This window comes from Klebsiella sp. I138, assembly GCF_051131765.1.
GTDB lineage: Bacteria > Pseudomonadota > Gammaproteobacteria > Enterobacterales > Enterobacteriaceae > Klebsiella.
On the sequence record NZ_CP180447.1, the window covers coordinates 1387132 to 1409188 of the forward strand.

16 protein-coding genes and 1 riboswitch are annotated in these 22057 nt (G+C 58.7%); of the genes, 6 read left to right on the top strand and 10 right to left on the bottom strand.

Annotation, left to right across the window (positions count from 1 at the left end):
• Positions 1-11 precede the first annotated feature (11 nt).
• Positions 12-1139 carry a BamA/TamA family outer membrane protein gene (locus ACMYSK_RS06475; protein WP_434641155.1) on the bottom strand — a complete coding sequence of 376 codons (1128 nt, stop codon included), beginning with the start codon at positions 1137-1139 and terminating at the stop codon, positions 12-14.
• Positions 1140-1431: 292 nt separating this feature from the next.
• A riboswitch (TPP riboswitch) is annotated at positions 1432-1533 on the top strand.
• A gap of 64 nt (positions 1534-1597) precedes the next feature.
• Between ACMYSK_RS06475 and ACMYSK_RS06480 the strand changes: the two genes are divergently transcribed.
• From ACMYSK_RS06480 to ACMYSK_RS06505, 6 genes are all read left to right on the top strand, one after another.
• Positions 1598-2293, top strand: a complete 696-nt coding sequence (locus ACMYSK_RS06480) for a TenA family protein (protein ID WP_434641157.1) — start codon at positions 1598-1600, stop codon at positions 2291-2293.
• Positions 2290-3018, top strand: a complete 729-nt coding sequence (locus ACMYSK_RS06485) for an ABC transporter ATP-binding protein (RefSeq protein ID WP_434641158.1) — start codon at positions 2290-2292, stop codon at positions 3016-3018. Before ACMYSK_RS06480 ends, ACMYSK_RS06485 begins: the two co-directional genes overlap by 4 nt.
• Positions 3015-3755 carry an ABC transporter permease gene (locus tag ACMYSK_RS06490; RefSeq protein WP_434641160.1) on the top strand — a complete coding sequence of 247 codons (741 nt, stop codon included), beginning with the start codon at positions 3015-3017 and terminating at the stop codon, positions 3753-3755. The genes ACMYSK_RS06485 and ACMYSK_RS06490 overlap by 4 nt, the downstream gene beginning before the upstream one ends.
• Before the next feature lie 32 nt (positions 3756-3787).
• Complete coding sequence (locus ACMYSK_RS06495) at positions 3788-4723, top strand: ABC transporter substrate-binding protein (protein ID WP_434641162.1); 936 nt, start codon at positions 3788-3790, stop codon at positions 4721-4723.
• Between the two features lie 306 nt (positions 4724-5029).
• Positions 5030-6415 carry a diaminobutyrate--2-oxoglutarate transaminase gene (locus tag ACMYSK_RS06500; RefSeq protein ID WP_434641164.1) on the top strand — a complete coding sequence of 462 codons (1386 nt, stop codon included), beginning with the start codon at positions 5030-5032 and terminating at the stop codon, positions 6413-6415.
• A 9-nt stretch (positions 6416-6424) separates the two neighbouring features.
• On the top strand, positions 6425-7906 hold the full coding sequence (locus tag ACMYSK_RS06505; RefSeq protein WP_434641166.1) for a pyridoxal phosphate-dependent decarboxylase family protein: 1482 nt from the start codon (positions 6425-6427) through the stop codon (positions 7904-7906).
• 226 nt (positions 7907-8132) lie between these two features.
• Here ACMYSK_RS06505 and ACMYSK_RS06510 read toward each other — a convergent pair whose 3' ends face one another.
• From ACMYSK_RS06510 to ACMYSK_RS06550, 9 genes are all read right to left on the bottom strand, one after another.
• Positions 8133-9323 (bottom strand): cytochrome c biogenesis protein/redoxin, encoded by a 1191-nt coding sequence (locus ACMYSK_RS06510; RefSeq protein WP_434643951.1) that lies wholly within the window; start codon positions 9321-9323, stop codon positions 8133-8135.
• 101 nt (positions 9324-9424) lie between these two features.
• Positions 9425-10768, bottom strand: coding sequence for an ATP-binding protein (locus ACMYSK_RS06515; protein ID WP_434641168.1), 1344 nt, complete (start codon positions 10766-10768; stop codon positions 9425-9427).
• The gene (locus ACMYSK_RS06520) at positions 10765-11505 is read right to left on the bottom strand and encodes a response regulator (RefSeq protein ID WP_434641170.1); all 741 of its coding nucleotides are present in this window, start codon (positions 11503-11505) and stop codon (positions 10765-10767) included. Before ACMYSK_RS06520 ends, ACMYSK_RS06515 begins: the two co-directional genes overlap by 4 nt.
• An 83-nt stretch (positions 11506-11588) precedes the next feature.
• A complete protein-coding gene (locus ACMYSK_RS06525) occupies positions 11589-12581 on the bottom strand; it encodes an alpha/beta fold hydrolase (RefSeq protein WP_434641171.1) in 993 nt (330 codons plus the stop codon).
• Positions 12582-12763: 182 nt separating this feature from the next.
• Entirely contained in the window at positions 12764-13540 is a 777-nt protein-coding gene (locus ACMYSK_RS06530) for a glutamine amidotransferase (protein WP_434641172.1), read from the bottom strand.
• 153 nt (positions 13541-13693) lie between these two features.
• A complete protein-coding gene (gene mrdA / locus ACMYSK_RS06535; RefSeq protein ID WP_434641173.1) occupies positions 13694-15616 on the bottom strand; it encodes a penicillin-binding protein 2 in 1923 nt (640 codons plus the stop codon).
• 224 nt (positions 15617-15840) lie between these two features.
• Positions 15841-17640 carry an allophanate hydrolase gene (gene atzF, locus ACMYSK_RS06540; protein WP_434641174.1) on the bottom strand — a complete coding sequence of 600 codons (1800 nt, stop codon included), beginning with the start codon at positions 17638-17640 and terminating at the stop codon, positions 15841-15843.
• Entirely contained in the window at positions 17637-21242 is a 3606-nt protein-coding gene (gene uca / locus ACMYSK_RS06545; RefSeq protein WP_434641176.1) for an urea carboxylase, read from the bottom strand. Before uca ends, atzF begins: the two co-directional genes overlap by 4 nt.
• Positions 21243-21413: 171 nt before the next feature.
• Complete coding sequence (locus ACMYSK_RS06550; RefSeq protein WP_434641178.1) at positions 21414-22049, bottom strand: urea amidolyase associated protein UAAP2; 636 nt, start codon at positions 22047-22049, stop codon at positions 21414-21416.
• Positions 22050-22057 lie beyond the last annotated feature (8 nt).

Below are 22057 nucleotides of genomic sequence, written 5' to 3' on the forward strand. Positions count from 1 at the left end.
CTCATTTGACCTTAAAGTCCGGAACCCACATTAAAATAGACCGCCTGCTCGTGTTCGCTGAAGGCGATATCAATCCCCGTATGTAACCCATACTGGCGCGCTATCAGGTAGCGAAACCCTGTCCCCCACGCCACTTCCGTTTGCTCCCACAATGAATGTGCTTCGTCTGCTGCACTGCCAATGCCGACGAAACCTTGCAGGATCCAACGCGGCTGAAACTCCCAGGCTAGCTGAGTTTGTGCGGTACTCACGTAATCCCCTTGATAGCGATAACGCGAAATCCCGCGTAATTCGATATAAGGGCGAGCCATCGGCGTCAGACGCTTATCATGATGAGTTAGCGACTGATAGTTGCCGGCTACGGCGAGCGTCAGCGTGCGGCTCAGTGGGATAAAGTATTTCCCATCTAAAGAGAACTGATCGTAATGATAGTCGCCGCCCAGCAATGAACGATAAAATCGATACTCGCTCTGTACCGATAACCCCTTCTTAGGATAGAAAAAATTATCCGTAGTGTCATATTCAGCCACCACCCCCAGCGCCGAAGATGCACTTTCCTGCCCCAGTACCTGCTGCCAGATCCGATTGACCACCGGGTTATCGGCAGAAATATCGGTTTTTGCATAAACCTGCGAGGCGCCGACAAATACCGGCGTGTCGCCAATGCGGAACAACAGTTTTTGCAGACCGCCATAGCCCCGGGTCTGCGAGTGAATCGCCGTATTTTTATTCAGGTTGCTGAGGCCGTCAGAATAGATATCCAGTTTAATATTGGCGTAACCCAGCATCACCAGATAGCGGATATGGTCGTTCTTCCAGGTATGCCGATGGCCGCCGCCAACAAACCAGGTGCCGTTTTGCGTCCCACCACCACCAAAAGCAGTGATTGGCGGCGGAATGAAATTATCGCCATCACGCGTGCCTTTACCGTGCAAAAAGAGGCCAAACAGCCCCCCGCCGTAGCCCACCGCCGGCTCCGTGATGACCAGCGGTACCGGAAGAAATCCATACTGGTTATCCTGGAGATAATGGCTCATATCCAGCATGCCATCTTCCGGATCGAACAGATCGGCGGCCGCCGCAGGAAAGGAAAGCGGCACGATGAGCGCCAGCAATAAGGTCGATAGCGAAAACTTCATGCACTCTCCGGGGCCGTGATGGGTTCTGAACGCCCAGGTGGCTGAAGAATAATGGGTTTCAGGTAATGAAAATATATCCTATGGCGCCATGAACTACCAATTTTCGGCCAGAGGTTTTCTTTAATTTTGGACAAAATAGCCCGCCTTAAGCGCATACATTGCTAATAAAAACCGTGCGCATTCTGCTTGTGCGGTGAATTTTCCTGCCAAAAATAAGTGACAGCGTCACCTATGTGTGGCTTAAATCGCCTCCCTGCGGGATTGTAATCAAAAAGTGAATGCCGTATAACATTGCGCAACCGAGGGGTGTCCCGTGAGGGCTGAGATGGCGTAAGCCGAACCCTTTGAACCTGATCTGGGTCATGCCAGCGAAGGGACGGGTCGGCAATTTTGCCAGTTACCGCCATTGCCTGTTCATACTTCCGCACGCCCGGATCTCCCTTTTATCAGGAGGTCCTGTGATTCTTCCCGTCTTCACCCAGGGTATTTATGGTCGTCTGCGCCAGCAGGCGGGACACGACTGGGAACAGTACGTTGCCCATCCTTTTCTTCGCCAGCTCGCCGACGGAACCTTGCCCGAATGCGCCTTCCAGCGCTATCTGACTCAGGACTACCTGTTCCTGATCCACTTTGCCCGCAGCTATGCCCTGTTAGTCAGCAAACTGCGTACGCTCCCGGAGATGCGCGCCGCGGCCGCGTCAATGAACGCAATCCTTGGCGAACTGCCGCTGCACGTCGGCTACTGTGCCGGCTGGGGGCTGGATGAAGCCACGATGGCCGCCGAAAGCGAAGCGCCTGAGACGGTAAACTACACCCGCTATGTGCTGGATATCGGTCATTCCGGGGATGCGCTGGACCTGCTGGTGGCGCTGATGCCCTGCGTCGCGGGCTACGCGGAAATCGGCCTCGGGCTGCTCAACGACCCGGCTACCCGGTTCGAAAATAACCCATATGCTTCCTGGATCCGTAACTACGGCGACGCGGGTTATCTCGACGGCGTCAACGCGGCAATCGGCCTGCTCGAAAATATCTGGCAGCAGCGCGGTGCGCAGTCACGTCTCGCCGAGTTGAGTTCGATCTTCACTACCGCCACCCGTCTGGAAGCCAACTTCTGGCAAATGGGACTGAATGCCGTCACGGCGGTTACGGCGTGATTGCCCCGACGATTCAGGTGCGGGACTTAGGCCTGAGCTTCGGTTCGCGGGTCATATTCGACAATCTGTCGTTTGAGATCCCCGGAGGACAGTGGATTTCGCTGCTGGGTGCCAGCGGAGCCGGCAAAACCAGCCTGCTGCGGATCATCGCCGGGCTGGCCGCCCCGACCCGCGGCCAGGTTTATGCCAGCGACGGCCAGCCGCTGGGGCATCGCCTGGCGTGGATGGGGCAAAAAGACCTGCTCTATCCGTGGCTGAGCGTGCAGGACAACGTTGCCCTCGGCGCTCGTCTGCGCGGAGAACGCGTCGATCGTCAGCGGGTGGCGACCTTATTAGACCAGGTGGGGCTCGGCCAGTGCGCCAACGAGCGTCCGGCATCGCTCTCTGGCGGCATGCGTCAGCGGGCCGCTCTGGCGCGCACTCTGTATGAAGATCGCCCGATCGTCTTAATGGATGAACCTTTCTCGGCGCTGGACACCATTACCCGCACCCGTATCCAGACGCTGGCGGCGGAACTGCTGACCCGGCGTACCGTGGTGCTGATTACCCACGATCCGATGGAAGCCTGTCGGCTTAGCCATCGTCTGCTGGTGCTCTCGCCACCGCCCGGCGGCATTGATGATTCGCACCATCTGGCGGGGATACCGCCGCGGGCACCGGACGATCCGGCCCTGCTGCATAGTCAGGCCGAGCTGCTGCAACAGCTGATGAGGGCCAACGGATGAGAGGAAAACTATTACGCGGCGGCGTGGTGTTCTGTGGCCTGCTGCTGCTCTGGTGGCTGGCCAGCCGCAGCGGCATCCCCGCGTTCCTGCTGCCGTCGCCGTCGGCGGTGGCTAACGCCCTGTGGGTCAACCGCAGCTGGCTGGGGTGGCACACGTTGGTCACGTTAAGCGAGATCCTCAGCGGCCTGGCGCTCGGCGTTCTGCTCGGGGTGGTATTAGCACTGAGCATGATTATGTCGCCACGGCTACAGCGCTGGCTGATGCCGCTGGTACTGACCAGCCAGGCCATTCCGGTTTTCGCCCTCGCCCCGCTGCTGGTGCTGTGGTTCGGCTTCGGGATGAGCGCCAAAGTGATGATGGCGGTACTGGTTATCTTCTTTCCCGTCACCTCCGCCTTTTTTGACGGCCTGCGCCGGGTCAACCATGACTATCTCGACCTGGCGCGCACGATGGGCGCCTCGTCTGGCGCACAGCTGCGTCACGTCCGCCTGATGGCCGCCCTGCCGGCGCTCGGTTCCGGGCTGCGGATGGCGGCTGCCGTGGCGCCCATCGGCGCGATTATCGGTGAATGGGTCGGTTCGGCCGAAGGTCTGGGCTACGTCATGCTCAATGCCAACGCGCGCATGCAAACCGATGTCTGCTTTGCCGCGCTGTTTATTTTAGTGCTGCTGACCATCCTGCTATGGCTGGCGGTGGATGCTTTCTTACACCGGCTGATCAACTGGACGCCGGAATAATGACCCACACGGACAACGATGAAGGAATACCCATGAGCAAATCTATTTTCGCCGGGATGGCCATCACCGCACTGCTTAGCGGTCAGGCTATCGCCAACGAGAAGCTGACGCTGGTGCTGGACTGGTACATTAACCCGGACCATGCCCCGATTATGGTTGCAGAGCAGATTGGCGCCTTTAAAGAGCAAGGACTGGACGTCAAAATAGTCCCGCCGTCTGACCCGGCGCTGCCGCCGCGTCTGGTGGCAGCCGGTCAGGCGGATCTGGCCATCACCTATCAGCCACAGGTGCATTTTTTCGCCGATGAGGGCCTGCCGCTGGTGCGGGTCGGTACGTTGATTAACTCCCCGTTGAACACCGTGATCGCCCTGGATAAAAGCATCAAAACCCCTGCCGACCTGAAAGGCAAAAAAGTCGGCTACTCGGTGAGCGGTATCGAGCAGGCCACGCTGGCAACGATGGCGACAAACGCCCATATCGATCCGCAAAGCATCACGCTGATTAACGTCAATTTCCAGCTAACCAGCGCCCTGCTGGCCGGTCAGGTTGATGCGGTGATTGGCGGCTACCGTAATATCGAAGCTCTGGAGCTAAAATTGCAGGGTAAAGACCCGCAGGTGATGAACGTCGAAGATTTCGGCGTGCCGGCTTACGATGAGCTGGTCATTGTGGCAAATCGTGAGCAAATTCATGCCGCTAAAATCAAAAAATTCCTCGTGGCCCTGCAAAAAGGCGTGGCCTACCTGCACGCCCATCCGCAGGAAACCTGGCAGGCATTTGCCGCCGCTCACCCGGAGCTGAATACCGAGCTGAACAAGCAGGCCTGGCAGCAAACCGAACCCCTGTTTGCCCGTAATCCGGCGGCGCTGGATAAAGCCCGCTACGAGGCTTACGAACAGTTTTTATATAACAACAAGTTGGTTAAAAAGATCACACCTTTAACGCAATATGCGGTCGAACTGGATTGAGTAACCATACAGCTGACGGAAGTATTTCCGTCAGCTAACTCAGCGAAACGGTAATAAACCCCGGCACTTTCACTCACTAAGAATTACACTTTTAATGGTTTTATAACACTTAAATTAAATCATCTAAATCAATGCGTTACCATTGATTTTCGTAATGTAAAAATAACGTAAAAATACCTCAATAAATAAAACATTGAATGACGATTTAAAAAGCCATATATTGTGCGCGCTTTATGAATGGCGATTCATTTTCTTAAACCAATTATTCAACCAGTGTTCAACCGCAACGCTGGTTGTGGGAGTGATATGATGACGGATAAAGTCCGTATTGATACTTTAAGTGCAGATTTATTGGACGCTAACAACGAAACCTTTTTGGCCCGTCAGGCTGAATTCGAATCGAACGTCAGGAGTTACCCACGTAAGCTGCCGCTGGCCATCACAAAAGCGGAAGGCGTGTGGTTAACCGATGCGGATAACAAGCAGTACCTTGATTGCCTTGCCGGCGCGGGTACCCTTGCTCTTGGTCATAACCACCCTGATGTGCTGCAAAGCATCCAAAGTGTCATTACCAGCGGCTTGCCGTTACATACTCTCGATCTGACCACCCCGTTAAAAGATCGCTTTTCTGAATACCTGCTCTCGTTACTGCCGGGAGAAGGCAAAGAATACTGCCTGCAGTTCACCGGCCCGTCCGGCGCTGACGCCGTAGAAGCGGCCCTGAAGCTGGCGAAAAAATACACCGGTCGTTCTTCGGTTATCAGCTTCTCCGGCGGCTACCACGGCATGACCCACGGCGCGCTGTCAGTGACCGGGAACCTGTCACCGAAAGAAGCCGTCAACGGCATGATGCCTGAAGTGCAGTTTATGCCGTATCCGCATCAGTACCGCTGCCCGCTGGGTATCGGCGGTGAAGCGGGCGTGAAAGCGCTGACCTACTACTTCGAAAACCTGATCAACGACGTGGAAAGCGGCGTGCGTAAACCTGCGGCGGTCATCCTTGAAGCCGTTCAGGGTGAAGGCGGCGTGAACCCGGCTCCGGTTGAGTGGCTCCAGCGCATTCGTAAAGTCACCCAGGAACACGGCATTCTGCTGATCATCGACGAAGTTCAGGCGGGCTTTGCCCGTACCGGCAAGCTGTTTGCCTTTGAACACGCCGGGATCGAGCCGGACATCATCGTGATGTCGAAAGCCGTCGGTGGCGGTCTGCCGCTGGCCGTTCTGGGTATCAAGAAGCAGTTTGACGCCTGGGAACCGGGCCACCATACCGGTACCTTCCGTGGTAACCAGCTGGCGATGGCCACCGGGTTGACCACGCTGCGTCATCTGAAAGATAACGACATTGCAGGCAAAGTTGCGGCACAGGGCGAGTGGCTGAAAGGCAAACTGGCCGACATGCAGAAACGTTTCCCGGTGATGGGCCATATTCGTGGTCTCGGTCTGATGATCGGTATTGAGATAGTCAACCCGAACGGCGAGCAGGATCATATGGGTTGCTACCCGGCTGACGGCGCGCTGTCTGCCCTGTTGCAGAAGAAATGTTTCGAAGCCGGCCTGATCCTCGAACGCGGCGGCCGCGGTGGCTGCGTACTGCGTCTGCTGCCGTCCCTGCTGATCAGCAACGCCGAGCTGGAAATTTTCCTCGACAAATTTGAACAGGCCATGCTGGCCGCCGGTGTTAAACCGGTCTGAGTGGAGCGAGTGACCGCAATGTCCAAATTGAATCCGATTCTGGCTGGTTCGCCACAAAGTATTGAGGCTTATCAGCAGGTGATCGCCCAGACCAGCCAGGCCGTTGCGCAATGGCTGCAGCAGCCTGAGATGTATCAAGGGAAAAGCGTCGCCGAACTGCGCGAGCGCATTACGCTTGAGTTCACCGAACAGGGTCTGGGCAACCAGGCGGCGATTGAACGTGCGATCGAGTACTTCCTGAAAGACAGCCTGTCGGTACATCACCCGCAGTGTGTGGCGCATCTGCATTGCCCGAGCCTGGTGGTCAGCCAGGCGGCGGAAGTGCTGATTAATGCGACTAACCAGAGCATGGACTCCTGGGACCAAAGCCCGTCGGCAACCATCATCGAGATGAAGCTGATTGAATGGCTGCGCGCGCAGGTCGGCTACCCGGCCGGCGACGCAGGCGTCTTCACCAGCGGCGGCACTCAAAGCAACCTGATGGGCCTGATGCTGGCACGCGATGCCTTCTTCGCCCGTCAGGGGCACTCCATCCAGCAGGACGGTCTGCCGGGTGATGTGCGCAAGTATAAAGTGCTGTGCTCTGAGAACGCCCACTTCTCGGTGCAGAAGAATATGGCGCTGATGGGCCTCGGCTACCGTTCCGTTACGCTGGTGAAAACCGACGAATTCGCGCGGATGGACGTTGCGGACCTGAAAGCGAAGATCGCCGAAGCTCAGGCTAACGGTGAGCAGATCATGGCGATTGTCGCCACTGCCGGAACCACCGATGCGGGGGCGATTGACCCGCTGCGGGCGATTGCTGGCGTGGCGGCGGAACATCAGATCTGGCTGCACGTAGATGCGGCATGGGGTGGCGCACTGCTCCTGTCCGAGCAGTATCGCGATTATCTGGATGGCATTGAATGCGTGGATTCCATTACCCTGGACTTCCACAAGCAGTTCTTCCAGACCATCAGCTGCGGCGCGTTCCTGTTAAAAGACGCGCGTCACTATGAGCTGATGCGCTATCAGGCAGCCTATCTGAACTCTGAGTTCGATGAAGAACACGGCGTACCGAATCTGGTCTCCAAATCGCTGCAAACCACCCGTCGCTTCGATGCGCTGAAGCTGTGGATGGGCCTGGAAGCGCTGGGTCAGAAGCAATACGCAGAGATCATCGATCACGGTGTGACCATGGCGAAAAACGTGGCGGAATACGTTAAGTCCCAGCCGACGCTGGAGCTGGTCATGCAGCCACAGCTGGCGAGCGTGCTGTTCCGCTCTCGTCCGGCGCAGATGGCTGACAGCGATGCTGCTGCTATGGCCCTGCTTAACCAACGCGTCGGGGATGCGCTGCTGGATTCCGGCCGTGCGAACGTCGGCGTGACCGAGCACAACGGCGTGACCTGTCTGAAGCTGACGCTGCTGAACCCGATCGTGACGCTTGATGACGTGAAGGTACTGCTGAATCTGGTAGAACGCACCGCGCAGGAACTGCTGGCGAAGTAACATTCTGGACCGGGGCAGCGGGTAACCTTCCCCGGTAATAAGCATGGCCCCACGGGGTAAACCTGCTTAGCGAAAGCCGATAACTCACCTTATCGGCTTTTTTACGTCTGTTCTCTGACGCGATAAGTGACATCGTCACTTTGTTGGCCGAAAAGGCGACACGGCACAACAGGTCAGCTCGTCCCCTGGACCGGTCAGCGTAGCGCCTCCGGGGCGTTTCTTCGACTCAGATTTTGGCCTCTTGCAGCAACTGCTGAATCATTTTTTCCTGCCGGGCGTAATCCCCTTCGCCAAAAGCGGTGTCGCGCAGCTTACCCTTCGCATCGAACAAATAATGTGCGGGCCAGTATTGATTGCCGAAGGCATTCCAGATGACGTAACCGTTATCCGCAACAACCGGATACGGCAGCTTCCATTTTGCCACCGCCTCGCGCAGCGCCGGCACCGACCGTTCCCACGGATATTCCGGCGTATGCACGCCCACGACCACCAATCCGGCGGCGCGATATTTATTCGCCCACGCACGTACATACGGCAACGTGTGCTGACAGTTAATACAATCCCGGGTCCAGAAATCGATCAGGACCACTTTCCCCTTCAGGTCGGCCTGACTCAGGGGCGGGCTATTGATCCACGCACTGCCGCCTTCAAGTGCAGGCATATCGCTGGTCGGCTGCACGGCGGCAACCGGCTGTAATACCGAAACTTGTCCCCGGGATGGCAGCCTGGCGCTAAGGTTTTGCTCCAGCGTCTGCGTCAGACCACTGGCACCTTGCAGGTAGCGATCCGCCCCGCTGGCAATTAAAGCTACCGAGGCCAGAATCACCCCGCCCGCCAGCTGCCGCAGCCGCTGACTAAAGGCCAGTCCGCGATGCAGGCGCGCCACCAGCTGTGAACCCAGCCACCACAGCAGAGCCAGCATCAGCGCACAGCCGCTGCCGTAGGCGGCCAGCAATACACCCGTGGTCACCGACTGGCCGTTAAGAAACGCAAAGCTGAGGATCGCCCCCAGAACCGGCCCGGCACAGGGCGCCCACAGCAGCCCGATGGCAAACCCAGCCAGCAGCGCCGAAAGTCCACCGGCGTGGCGATAGCTGCGTTCGTTGATGCGGTTGCCCAGCGCGACCAGCGGCGAAGTTAACCGTTGCGCCACCCGCAGCGAAAGCAGGCTCAATCCTACCAGCGCCAGAAAAATCAGCGCCAGCCAGCGCCCGGCCAGTGTCAACTTGATGATTCCGCTGCCGGCTACCGTCACCAGAAGCGACACTCCGGTAAACATCAGCACCATCCCAGTGAACAGCAGCAGCAAATGGCTTCGTTTGCCGCGGAGGCTGGCAAAAATAAGGGGGATCACCGGTAAGGTACACGGGCTCAGCAGCGTCAGCATGCCGCCCAAAAAAGCGATCAGGATAGACATCATATTCACCTCGTTATCAACACGCGGCCGGTCATGGCAGCAGGCGTATTACAACAGGCGAATGTCGTCACAAAATGTCTGAATTTGCGGGTTTTGTCTGCTTAGTTATCGATACCCGCGGGAGATACAGACGGATACAAAACGGTGGCATCAAGGCGAAGGCTGGCTTCTAAGCCACCCTCGGGCCGGTTACGCAGGTAAAGTGTTGCCGGCATCTGACTTGCCAGCTGTGCGGCAATCGCCAGCCCGAGTCCGGTGCCGCCGGTGTCGCGGTTGCGCGAATTTTCCAGGCGAAAGAACGGTTGCAGAACATCTTTCAGGCTCTCTTGCGGGATCCCCGGCCCGTTATCCATCACCTGAATAATGGGGTCGCCATTCCTCGGATAGCTCAACCGGATATCGACTCGTTCAGCGAACTTTAATCCGTTGTCGACCAGATTGGTCATGATACGGCGCAATGCCTGAGGCTGCGTCAGGACTACGCGGCCCTCTTCGGCAGGCATGAAGGTGACCGGTCTGCCGACATCAGCATAGTCGAGAGCAATACTGTCCAGAAACGCGTTCAGGTCCAGGCGTTGACGTTTCTCCTCCAGCGGTTGCGCCGAGCGGGCAAAAGCAATCCCTTCTCTGACCAGGCGACTCATATTGTCGAGGTCCTGCAAGAGCTTAGCACGCAGATCTGGCGCGTCGGCCATTTCCAGACGCAGCTTCATGCGTGTAATCGGCGTCTGGAGATCGTGGGAGATCGCCGCGAGGATCCGCGCACGTTCCTGTAGATGGTCGCGGATGCGCGTCTGCATCGCATTAAACGCCCGGGCTGCATGCTGCACTTCCACCGGCCCCTGCTCCGCCATCATTCCTGGAGCGCTGTCAGCCGGTTGCAGCGCATCAATCGCGTGGGTAAAGCAGGTCATCGGGCGCACGACCAGGCGCACGGCATACCAGGCGCAGGCCAGCAGGAGTAAAAACTGGGCGACCAGCACCGCCGGCAGCCAGCGGGCAATCGCCGGCAGTCGTGGCCATAAATCAATGCTCAGCGGAGCTCCGTCATGCAGGATGATATGCGCCTGAATATGCTCACGCGGACCGGGAACGGCAATAATACTGACCGGATAGCTGCCGCTCAGCGCTTCCTGTAAAGAACGCACCGCATCGCGGGAGCGCCAGCGGGTGGGATAGCTTCCGCTGCTCCCTGCCGACAACCGGTAGCGATAGTTTCCGCGCGCCAGGCGCGCCAGCCACTGCGGACGTTCAGCGGCGGGAAGTCGGTCAAGGATCGCCACGCTGGTCGCCACGTCGTATTCGAGGTTTCCCAGCATTACGCTACGGGCGCTGCTCATCCTTTCATACAGCAGCAGCGACAGCGTCAGGGCATTAGCCAGCAGTAATGTGAAGAAAATCATCAGCATCAGCCGCGACCGCAGAGTCGCGGGCCACAGTCTCATTCACGGACCTCGCGAATGGTGACCGGGACTGACAGGACATAGCCTTCGCTACGCACAGTTTTGATACAGGCCGGTTCGCGGGCATCTTCACGCAACCGCTGACGCAAGCGACTGACCAGCAGATCGATAGAGCGTTCAAACAGCTCGGCATCGCGCCCCTGGGTCAGATTCAGCAGTTGATCGCGATTCAATACCCGCTGCGGATGGTCGAGAAAAACCCGCAGCAGGCGATATTCTGCGCCGCTTAGCGCAACGATGGTACCGTCGCTGTCCAGCAGGTGGCGGGCTGAGGTATCCAGCTGCCAGCGACCAAATGCAATCAGACTGCCGACTTCGGTAATGTGCAGATTGGGCGGCAGCGCGCGCGTTCGCCGCAGGATAGCTTTGATCCGCGCCAGCAGTTCGCGGGCGACAAAGGGTTTGACCAGATAGTCGTCGGCTCCCATTTCCAGCCCCAGAATGCGGTCGCTGTCGTCGGTACGCGCGGTTAACATCAGTACCGGGATATTTTGCTGCCCGTGGCTACGCAGCTGGCGGCAGAGGATCAGGCCATCATCTCCGGGCAGCATTATATCGAGGACAATCAGGTCCACATGATGGCCCTGCAACACTGACCACATCGCTTTACCGTTAGCGACTCCCGTGGCGCGGTATCCCGACTTGTTCAGATAATCGGTGACCAGTTCACGAATATCGCGGTCGTCATCGACAACCAAAATATGGTCAATGTGTTCCATTGCAGGCTCCGCTCAGAATGAATACAACTCAACAAGAATATGCGCTGCTGCCGGAAGCGCAAATCCTGGCCCCGGCATGCGTGTTACAACTGGTCGGCATCGACCACTGCTTTAACAAAATCAGTGGGATCTTCCTGCGGCGGATTGTGGCCAATGTTACCGGTGAATATCCGGTGTTCATACCTGCCGCTAAATTTCGCCCGATAGTTTTCTGGCGTCGGGTGCGGCGCACCGTTATTGTCGCCTTCAAGGGTGATTGTCGGGACGCCGATGGTCGGCAGCAGAGCCAGTTTCTGTTCATAGGCGGCATATTTTTGTTCACCTTTATCAATCCCCAGCCGCCAGCGATAGTTGCTGATAGTCACCGCGACGTGGTCCGGGTTAGTCAGTGCTTTGGCGCTTTGTGCAAACTCCGCTTCGCTGAACGCCCAGCCCGGTGAGGCCTGATGCCAGATCAGCTGCGCAAAATCCCGCGTGTTCTGACGATAGCCCGCTTCTCCGCGCGCGGTGGCGAAATAAAACTGATACCACCAGGACAACTCCGCCTGCGGCGGCAGCGGCGTAACGCCAATTTGCTGGCTGCCAATCAGATACCCGCTCACCGATACCAGCGATTTCACCCGCTCCGGCCACAGCGCCGCCACAATATCGGCCGTCCGCGCGCCCCAGTCAAACCCGGCAAAATCGGCCTGTTTTATCTGCAAAGCATCCATCAGGTTAATCATATCCACGGCCAGGGCCGAGGGCTGCCCGTTGCGCGGGGTGTTCGCGGAAAGAAATTGCGTACTGCCATAGCCGCGAAGATACGGCACGATAACGCGGAACCCTTTTTGCGCCAACGCGGGCGCCACTTTCTCATAGCTATGAATATCATATGGCCAGCCGTGCAGCAGGATAACCGGCTGGCCGTCGCGCGGGCCGATATCGACATAGCCGATATTCAGATCGCCGGCCTTAATGTGTTGGACATGTTCGAACGTAGCGGCATCTTCCGCCGCACAAACGCTGGCTGACCACAAAGCCGACAACGCCAGCAACAGCGCGCTACCTTTACGGACCCGAGAGAATCTGTTCATAAGCAAACCCACCTGTTAACTGAAGAGATAAGAGAGTACACGGACAGTTAACCAGCGTTTTGTATACGGCATATGCAGAGAAAACCGGGGTTTTGTATCCTGATGTAATGCTCCCCCGGCAGAGACAGTACGATACAAAATGAAGGGGCCGGTATGCGAACCGGCCCCTGAAAATACGATTGTTATTCTTGCCGCAGCGGGTCAACCCGCATGGCGAACGACGTCGGCGAGCGGTCCGGTTCCAGATAGTTCGCCACGAAACGGGTTAAGATTCCGGCCGCGACCGGGCATGCCTCCACCTTATCCAGCAACTGCTGCGGGTCGAGCCCCTCCTGACGCAGCACATCGTCACGATACTGAATTAATGAACGTGCAATCTCAGGGGTAAATTCCGGATGGAACTGAGTGGACAATGCATGCCGGGTATAGCGCACTATCTGGTGAGGATCGTGTCCGGAAGAGCCGAGCACCGTTGCATCCGGCGGCAGCCTGACGACCGTTTGCAGATGGCTGAGGTGCGCAGGAAAATGCGCCGGCCGGTCGCTTAACAGCGGGTCCGTTAGCCCGGCAGCGGAAAGCGTAATCGCCTGACATCCCGTTTCGCGTCCGGCCGGATGGTACGCCACCTCGCCGCCCAGCGCGTCGGCCATAAGCTGATGCCCGTAGCAGATGCCAAATAACGGCATCTCTACCGCCATGGCTGAGCGGATCCACGCCGCGGTCCTTTCACTCCAGGCCAGGCGGTCAGTGACCATTGCCCACGAGCCGGTCATGACTGCCACGGTCTGACTGTCCGGCGCGGGCAGCGCTTCCCCGGCATAGACGCGTACGGTAGCAATCTGCTGGCGCCAGGGTGCAAGCAGCCGAGCAAACCAAACCGGAAGATCGCCATGCCTGGCCTCGATGTCCACCGGGGGCGCACCGGTCTGCACAATCAGGAGTTTGTTTCTCAACGCCATAGCCCGCTATCCTTTGAGTCTTCTCATATTCTTTCACTATGGAGAAAGGCGGCTGTTTCGACAAATAACCAATCTCTATGAATAACGTCATGCGGGAATAAGCATCTCTTTGTCGTGCCCGGCCAGCGCGGAGGCCGTGCGCTCCCCACCGGTCTACTGCGCGTCGGCGCTGTCTATCTGCGGTACGCTGGCTTCGGCCCTCTGTGCGACATCAGGCGCATTGGCCGGGTCAAAGATATGGTCAAGAATGGCGCGCGCCGTCGGCCCGGCTACGACGCCATCGCCGCCGCCGTTCTCCAGAATCAGCGCCATCGCCACCTTCGGATGCTGATACGGCGCAAACAAGGTATAGAAGATATGGTCGCGCAGTCGAACCGGGATCATCTTCGCGTTATAGGTCTGGTTCTCCTTCAGGCTGAAGACCTGCGAGGTGCCGGATTTTGCCGCAATCTGATACGGCGCGGTATGGAACAGTTTATACCCGGTACCGTTAGGTAAGTTGGCCATGCCGTACATCCCGTTGCGCACGATGCCCCAGTACGGTGATTTCGGGTCTCCTACCTGCGGCGTATTATCCGGCGGCTGATAGCGCTCAACCTTATTTCCGCGCTTCATGGAATAGAGCAGATGAGGATTTTTAACCTTACCGTTGTTGATAAGCGTCGTCAGGGCCTTCACCATCTGAACCGGCGTGGCTATCCAGTACCCCTGGCCGATCCCGACCGAAATGGTGTCGCCCTGATACCATGGCTTCTTATGCACTTTTTGCTTCCACTCGCGGCTTGGCAACACCCCGGCATACTCTTCGTTTAAATCAATCCCCGTCGACTGCCCGTAGCCAAACTTGCTTAGCCAGGTGTGGATACGGTCAATACCCATTTCAAAGGCCACCTGATAGAAGAAGGTATCCGCCGACTCCTCGATGGCTTTGGTCACGTTCAACATCCCGTGCCCGGTTTTCAGCCAGTCACGGTAGCGGCGCTGGGTACCGGGCAACGTCCAGGTCGGCGCGCCGAAAAAGGTGGTGGTGGGCGTAATTACGCCGGCGGACAGCGCTGACAGCGCCATATACGGTTTGACCGTCGACGCCGGTGGGTAAAGCCCCTGGGTAACGCGGTTGATCAGCGGGCGATCCGGGTTATCGAGCAGCGAACGGTAGGCCTTATAGCCGATGCCCTTCACGAAGGGATTCGGGTCATAGCTAGGGCTGGAGACCATTGCCAGCACACCGCCATCGCGAGGGTCAACCGCCACCACTGCCGCACGCTGGCCCTTCAACACCCCTTCAATATACTGCTGTAAGTGCAGATCCAGCGTCAGGTAGATATCCTTCCCGGCTACCGGCGGTACTTCTTTGAGCAGGCGTACGACGCGACCATGGTTATCGACTTCCACCTCCTGATAACCGGTAATACCGTGTAACTCTTTTTCGTAATAGCCTTCGATACCCTGCTTGCCGATATTGTGGTCTGCGGCATAGTTCTCCGCCTCGCCGTTTTTGGCCAGCCGCTGCAGGTCGCCGTCGTTGATTTTCGACACATAGCCAACCACGTGCGCCAACTGGGCACCGTAGGGATAATCACGCTGCTGGTAGTTCTCCACCGTGACCCCAGGAAAACGAAACTCGTTCACCGCAAAGCGTGCCACCTCAACATCGCTCAGGGCGGATTTCAGGGTCACTTCTTTGTAGCGGCTGTTGTGGTGCATGTCGTCACGGAAGCTGGCGATATCGTCGGGAGTCAAATCAACGATGGGTGTTAATGCATTCAGCAACGCGGTCATATCGGGAATTTTGCTGGGGATCACCTGCAGACGGTACAAGGTGATGTTCTGCACCAGCGGGATACCGTTGCGATCGAAAATAAGCCCACGGCTCGGCGCAATAGGCAGCATTTTAATATCATTCTGATTCGATCGGGTCTGATAGAAATCGTGCTGATCTACCTGTAAACGGTAGAGATTAAAAATCAGCACGCCAAAACAGACCACCACCAGTAGAAAAGCGATCGCGGCACGACGAATAAACAGCATCTCTTCCGCTGAGTGATCGCGAATTTCATCTCTCATTTGGGTCATTAGCGGCAATTCACTTGAGTTTGAATAAAAAGCGAAAAATATAAAAAGCGGAGCAGAATAGCGTTATCGACGCGCTGGCCCTACAGAAAGGTTGCTAATGATTTAGCAGAAATGTTTCAGCATGTTAGATGCCCGAACCGGGCCGGTAGCAAAAGTCGGAGGTTGCGATATGCGTGACACTGTCACGAAATGGCCTCTGCCGGATAATGGCAGAGGCCCGATGCTCAGTCGCGGGCCAGCCAGGCTCGCCAGCCTCCGTAGGTGGTGATGTCGCAAGCCCCCTGCAGGCCATAGCCTTCGCAGATAAAACCGCTCAGCCAGCGTCCGTCTGCCAGTTCGACTTTTCCAAGCCCTAGCGGCGAGGGAATGGCCGTCAGGAGCGATCCCAACTCGGCAGAGGGCAGCTCCCACACTTCGACGGCGATGGCTGCGCCACCATTGTCATCACGCACCATACCCGGACGCCGTCCGTCGGCCAGGGCATACAGCCGGTAGCGCGGAGCGCTCTGCGTCGCCGTCAGGAGACGACCTCCCCGCTCCCGCAGCTGACCGTTTAGCGCCAGACCGTCAAGATGGGCACCGCATACCACCAGAGGCATCCGGTCGTGGCTGGCGATTGCGGCGGACGCGTCACCGGCCAGCCGCGTGCCGCCCGCCAGCGGCAATGGCTGCACGCGCTGGAAAGCATCGGCCACACCAAGCAGATACTGGTCGGTAAAGGCCCGACCAAACAGCGTCACGCCGGAGGGCAGCCCGTTTGCCAGAAATCCGACCGGCACGTTTACCGCCGCGTAATCCAGCAGATTCATAAAGTTGGTGTAGTAGCCCAGATCGGCATTTCGCTGCACCGGTTCGGCCTCCAGCTCGGCCAGCGTTACCGGGCGCGGGTAGGTTGGCGTCAACACGCAGTCCAGCGTCTCCAGCAACGCATCACACTCCGCCTTGTACGTTTGCAGCTGATACATCGCCCGGAAAGTGGCCACGGCATCGATCCCCGGCGCTTTCGCCAGCACATCGCGTATCACCGGGAGCACCGCGTCCGGCTGCTGCTCAATCAACGGCCCCACTATCGCATACCGTTCTGCGACCCACGGACCGTCGTAAAGCAGGCGTGCGGCGGCGAGAAACGGCGTTATATCGAGGTTCACCGGTACGCCACCAAGGGCTATCAGCCGCGCTTTCGCCTGCATAAATAACGCCTCGCTCTGCGGACAGCCGAGGAAATTCAGCGTCTGCGGTACCCCGAAACGAAATCCTGGTGCCGGGGTGCCAAACGCCTGCCGACCATTCCACAGCGGATTATGGCGGCTATAGGCATCTTGCGGATCGCGCCGGGCGGTCAGGGCCAGCAGTTGACTGGCCTCGTCGGCGGTGGCGGTAAAGAATGTCGTACAGTCGAGCGTCCGACAGGCGGGCACCACCCCCGCGGTTGAGATAAGCCCCTTGCTGGCCTTCAGGCCCGTCAGGTTATTCAGGGCCGCCGGCACCCGCCCGCTGCCGGCGGTATCGGTACCGAGGGCGAAACTGGCGACGCCGAGCGCTACCGCCAGCGCGGAACCGGCGCTGGAACCGCCGGAAGGATAGTCCGCATGAAAAGCATTCCGGCAGCGGCCATAGGGAGAGCGCGTGCCGTTCAGCCCGGTGGCGAACTGATCGAGATTAGTTTTGCCAACCGGGATGGCGCCAAGGGCAATCAGCTGTGCCACGATAGTGGCATCCTCCGTCGCGGTGCGGGCGAATGCCGGGCAGGCGGCGGTGGTGGTTATCCCCGCGAGATTGATATTATCTTTGATGGCAAACGGCACGCCGTACAACGGCAGCATCTGAGGTGAAACCTCATCCAGCGCCGCCAGCCAGGGTTCCTGCTCTTCTGGCGTCAGAATATGAATAAACAGCTGATATTCCGGATTCAGCGCCAGCGCTTTTTCACGCAGGTCGGCCAGCAGTGCTCGCGGGGTCCATTCGCCGCGCCGGTAGGCCTCCGCCAGGGTTGCGAGGCGTAAATCAAAGGTTGGCTGACTCATACGTTCTCCTCCAGGATCACCGCCACGCGTTGCCCGGCACGTACCGATGCGCCCGGCTGAACATGCATCTGTTGAACGACACCATTGCACGGTGCCAGCAGCGGAATTTCCATTTTCATCGACTCCAGCACCACCAGAACGTCGCCGGTGCGAACATGGCTCCCGGCAGCGGCCTGCACCTGCCACAGATTGCCGGAAATCGGGCTCTCAACGCCCTGCTGTCCGCGCTGCAGCGGCGGCTCATCTCCCGCATCGACCGGCGCCTCCTGGCTGTCGAAATGTGCCTGACCGCTGGCAATCCAGCGTTCACGTTCGTCATTGAACGCGCGCTGCTGATGTTGACGAAACGCGTCGATACTCGCGGCTTCCCGTTGCAGGAACTGCTGGTACTCCGCCAGCCGCAGCGTGCTGTGCTCAATACGCAGCGAATAGCGGCCAAGCGGGAAATCGCGGCGAATTTGCAGCAATTCATCGGCAGAAACCGGATAAAAGCGCAGCTGGTCGAAGACGCGCAGCAGCCAGGGTTTACCGGCAAAATCAGCCACCTCGTGATAGCGGTTCCACATCTGAAGCGTACGGCCAACAAACTGGTAGCCGCCGGGGCCTTCCATACCGTAAACGCACAGATAGGCTCCGCCGATCCCCACCGAATTTTCCGCAGTCCAGGTGCGCGCCGGGTTGTATTTCGTGGTCACCAGACGGTGACGCGGGTCAAGCGGTGTCGCCACCGGGGCACCAAGATAAACATCGCCCAGCCCCATCACCAGATAGCTGGCGTCAAACACCGTATTCCACACCGCCTGTTCGTCCGGCAGGTCGTTAATCCGGCGGATAAATTCGAGGTTGCCCGGACACCAGGGGGCGTCGCGGCGCACGGTGGTCATGTATTTATCAATCGCTTTACGGCAGGCCGGGTCATCCCACGACAGCGGGAGATGCACGACCCGGGTGGGGACCTCTAGATCGTCGCTGAGGCACACCGTCGTCCACTCCGCGCTCACCCATTGCAGCAGCGCCTCAAGCGTCAGCATTTCCGGCTGGAAATGAATCTGCAGGGAGCGGATCCCCGGCGTTAGATCAATCACGCCCGGTCGGGGCAGATTCTCCAGGGCCTGCATCAGGGCATGAATGCGAAAACGCAACACCAGGTCGAGTTCGGCGTCTCCCGCCTCCAGCAGCAAATGGGTATCGCCGGAAAGGCGGGCTACCAGGCGCTTATCCGCCTCCCCGCAGTTCATCACCACAGGTGAATTCAGAGGCGTGGGCTGCCACGCAACCGGCGCCGCCTCAAGCGTGGCCAGCTCAGTGCGGTAGCCTGCAGCCAGCCGACGGGCGGTGGGCAGATCCACCGGGACAAAACGCACTTTATCACCGGCTTTTAACTGTCCCAGCTGCCACAGGTCGGCCTCGATGACCGTCACCGGGCAGACGAAACCGCCGAGGCTCGGGCCGTCCGGGCCAAGAATAACCGGCATGTCGCCGGTAAAATCGACCGCGCCGACGGCGTAAGGGTTATCGTGAATATTCGAGGGATGCAGCCCCGCGTCACCTCCGCTTTCGCGAGCCCACAGCGGTTTAGGGCCAATCAGCCGCACGCCGGTACGGCTGGAGTTAAAATGCACTTCCCAGTCGGTGGCGAAAAAGGTATCGATATATTCTGCGGCAAAGAACTCCGGCGCCCCGTGGGGACCATAAATCACCCGCAGGGTGCGCTTTTCGCTAAGGGGTGTCGTCAGCGCAACGGGCAGCGCGGCTCCGGTTTTCCCCTCGCTGGCGAAGGTCAGATGCAGAACATCCCCACTACGCAGCGCGCGCCCGCCATGGCCGCCAAATTGCCCCAGAGTAAAGGTACTTTTGCTGCCTAAATAGTCCGGGACCTGGATGCCCCCGCGCAGGCAGAGATAGCTTCTGACTCCTGCGCCGTCGATAGCACCGATTTTCAGCGTTGCACCCGCCGGGATCCGAAATACGCAGTTCATCACCTGCGGGATGCCCGCCAGCAGAACCGGGACAGGCGCGCCGCTCACCACCGCGTGGGTGTCGCAATGAAACTTCAGCGTTGGCCCGGTCAGGGTGATTTCCAGCGCGGCTTCTCCCGGAGAATTACCCAGCAGCCGGTTGCCGAGGCGCAGCGCCCTGTCGTCCATCGGCCCCGACGGTGGAACCCCCACCGCCCAGTACCCCAGACGGCCGGGATAATCCTGGACGCTGGTTTGCGTACCGGCACTGAGCACCTCGACGGTCGCCGCCCGGTAGCTCAGCTGTTCCAGGCACCGGGTCCAGAGTTCACCGCGCGTAAAAGGCTCAAATGCCAGAATCTGCTGAAGATAAACGCGGTTGGTTTCCACACCGTACAGGCGGGTATTTGCCAGCGCCCGGGCCAGTTCCGCAATAGCCTCCTCGCGGGTCGGGCGCCAGGCGATCGCTTTGGCCAGCATCGGGTCAAAAAATGGCGGCACGTCGCAACCCGCCTCGACCCAGCGGTCGATACGCAGGGTTTCGCCGTCTGCCGGCGGGAAAGAGACATCGGTCAACAAACCTGGCGATGGCTGAAACTGCCTTCCCGGATCTTCGGCATAAATCCGCGCCTGGATGGCATGTCCCCGTGGATTCAGGTCGGCAAGCAGGACGGCGAGCGGCGGCAATTCACCGGCCGCCAGCGCCACCATCCAGTGCACCAGGTCGACGCCCCACACCTGCTCGGTCACGCCGTGTTCAACCTGCAGGCGAGTATTGACCTCCAGGAAATAGAAGCGTCGTGCCGCGCTGTCATACACAAATTCAACCGTTCCGGCGCTGCGATAGCTGACCGCTTTACCCAGCGCAATTGCCGCTGCGCAAAGGGACTCCGCCATGCCAGCGGGTAAATTTGGCGCCGGGGTTTCTTCGATCACTTTCTGGTTGCGGCGCTGAATCGAGCAGTCGCGTACCCCGAGGGCGATAACGTCGCCCTGCCCGTCGCCAAAAATCTGCACTTCCAGATGGCGTGCGCGTTCAATGTATTTTTCGACAAACACGCCCGCGTCGCTAAAGTTGTTCTGTCCCAGTCGCCGGACGGCTTCAAACGCATCCGCCAGCTCGCGGGCATCGCGGCAGACGCGCATCCCAATACCGCCGCCCCCCGCGGTGCTTTTTAGCATCACCGGGTAGCCGATGTCCTCCGCTGCCCGGCACGCCTCGGCACTATCGGCCAGCAGGCCGGTGCCCTCCAGCATCGGGACGCCCTGCGCTTTTGCCAGCGCCCGGGCGGTGTGCTTCAGACCAAACGTCCGCAGCTGATCCGGGGTTGGGCCGACAAAAACCAGCCCGGCGGCTTCGCAGGCCTCTGCAAAGGCGGCATTTTCCGATAAAAAGCCGTAGCCGGGATGAATCGCCTCGGCTCCGCTGTTTAACGCGGCGGCAATGATCTTATCCGTCATCAGATAGGTTTGCGCTGCCGGGCCATCGCCGAGGCTGATGGCCTCATCGGCTTCGCGAATATGCAAACTGCTGAGGTCTGCATCAGAGTAGACCGCCACGCCTTTTACCTGCATCGCGCGCAGGGTGCGCAAAATTCGGCAGGCAATGGCGCCACGGTTAGCAATCAATAAGGTCTTGAACATACACGGGACTCACATCGTGGCGGGTCGTCCCGCAGCAAAAGAATCGACCTCCCCAGGGTCGTCCCCGGGGCGCGTAAGAGGGTCAGGACTTACGCGTGGGTGTACTTGACAGACGTTCGGCACGGACGGAAAACAGACGCCAGGCCAGCAGGCGCCAGCGCTGCCAGCGGGTCAGTTCCATACCAGCACCTCCGCGGGCGTCGGGTTCCAGCCGTTGCAGGGATTATTCAGCTGCGGGCAGTTGGAGATCAGTACGATGACGTTGCATTCCGCCCGCAGTTCGACGTACTTCCCGGCACTGGAGATACCGTCTTCAAAGGTCAGACCGCCGGCTTCGGTCACCGGGACGTTCATAAAAAAGTTGATATTGGCGCCGATATCACGCTTATGCAGCCGGCCGTCGTGCAGGCAGGCGCAGAGGAAATTATCCCGACAGCTGTGCATATAGCGTTTATCCAGCGCATAGCGCACGGTGTTGCTCTCCTGCGCACAGGCTCCGCCGAGGGTATCGTGACGTCCGCAGGTATCGGCCACGATGGTCAGCAGCGGATTGCCGAGGTTGGAGTAAAGCACGCTCCCGGTCGTCAGATAGGCATTTCCCTGACGGCGCAGCGTTCGCTGCGGGTCGTAGCGCTCCCGAGGGCTGTCGGCGCAATAAAACAGGGTGTCGATTGCCTGGTTACCTTCAAGATCGAGCAGGCGCAGGGTCTGCCCCTTTTCCATTTCGAACAGCCAGGGTTCGCCCGCCGGGATCACGTGGCGATAGACGGCATCGTCCGGGTTACGGGTACTGGTCACAAGGTTCATGGCAGGTT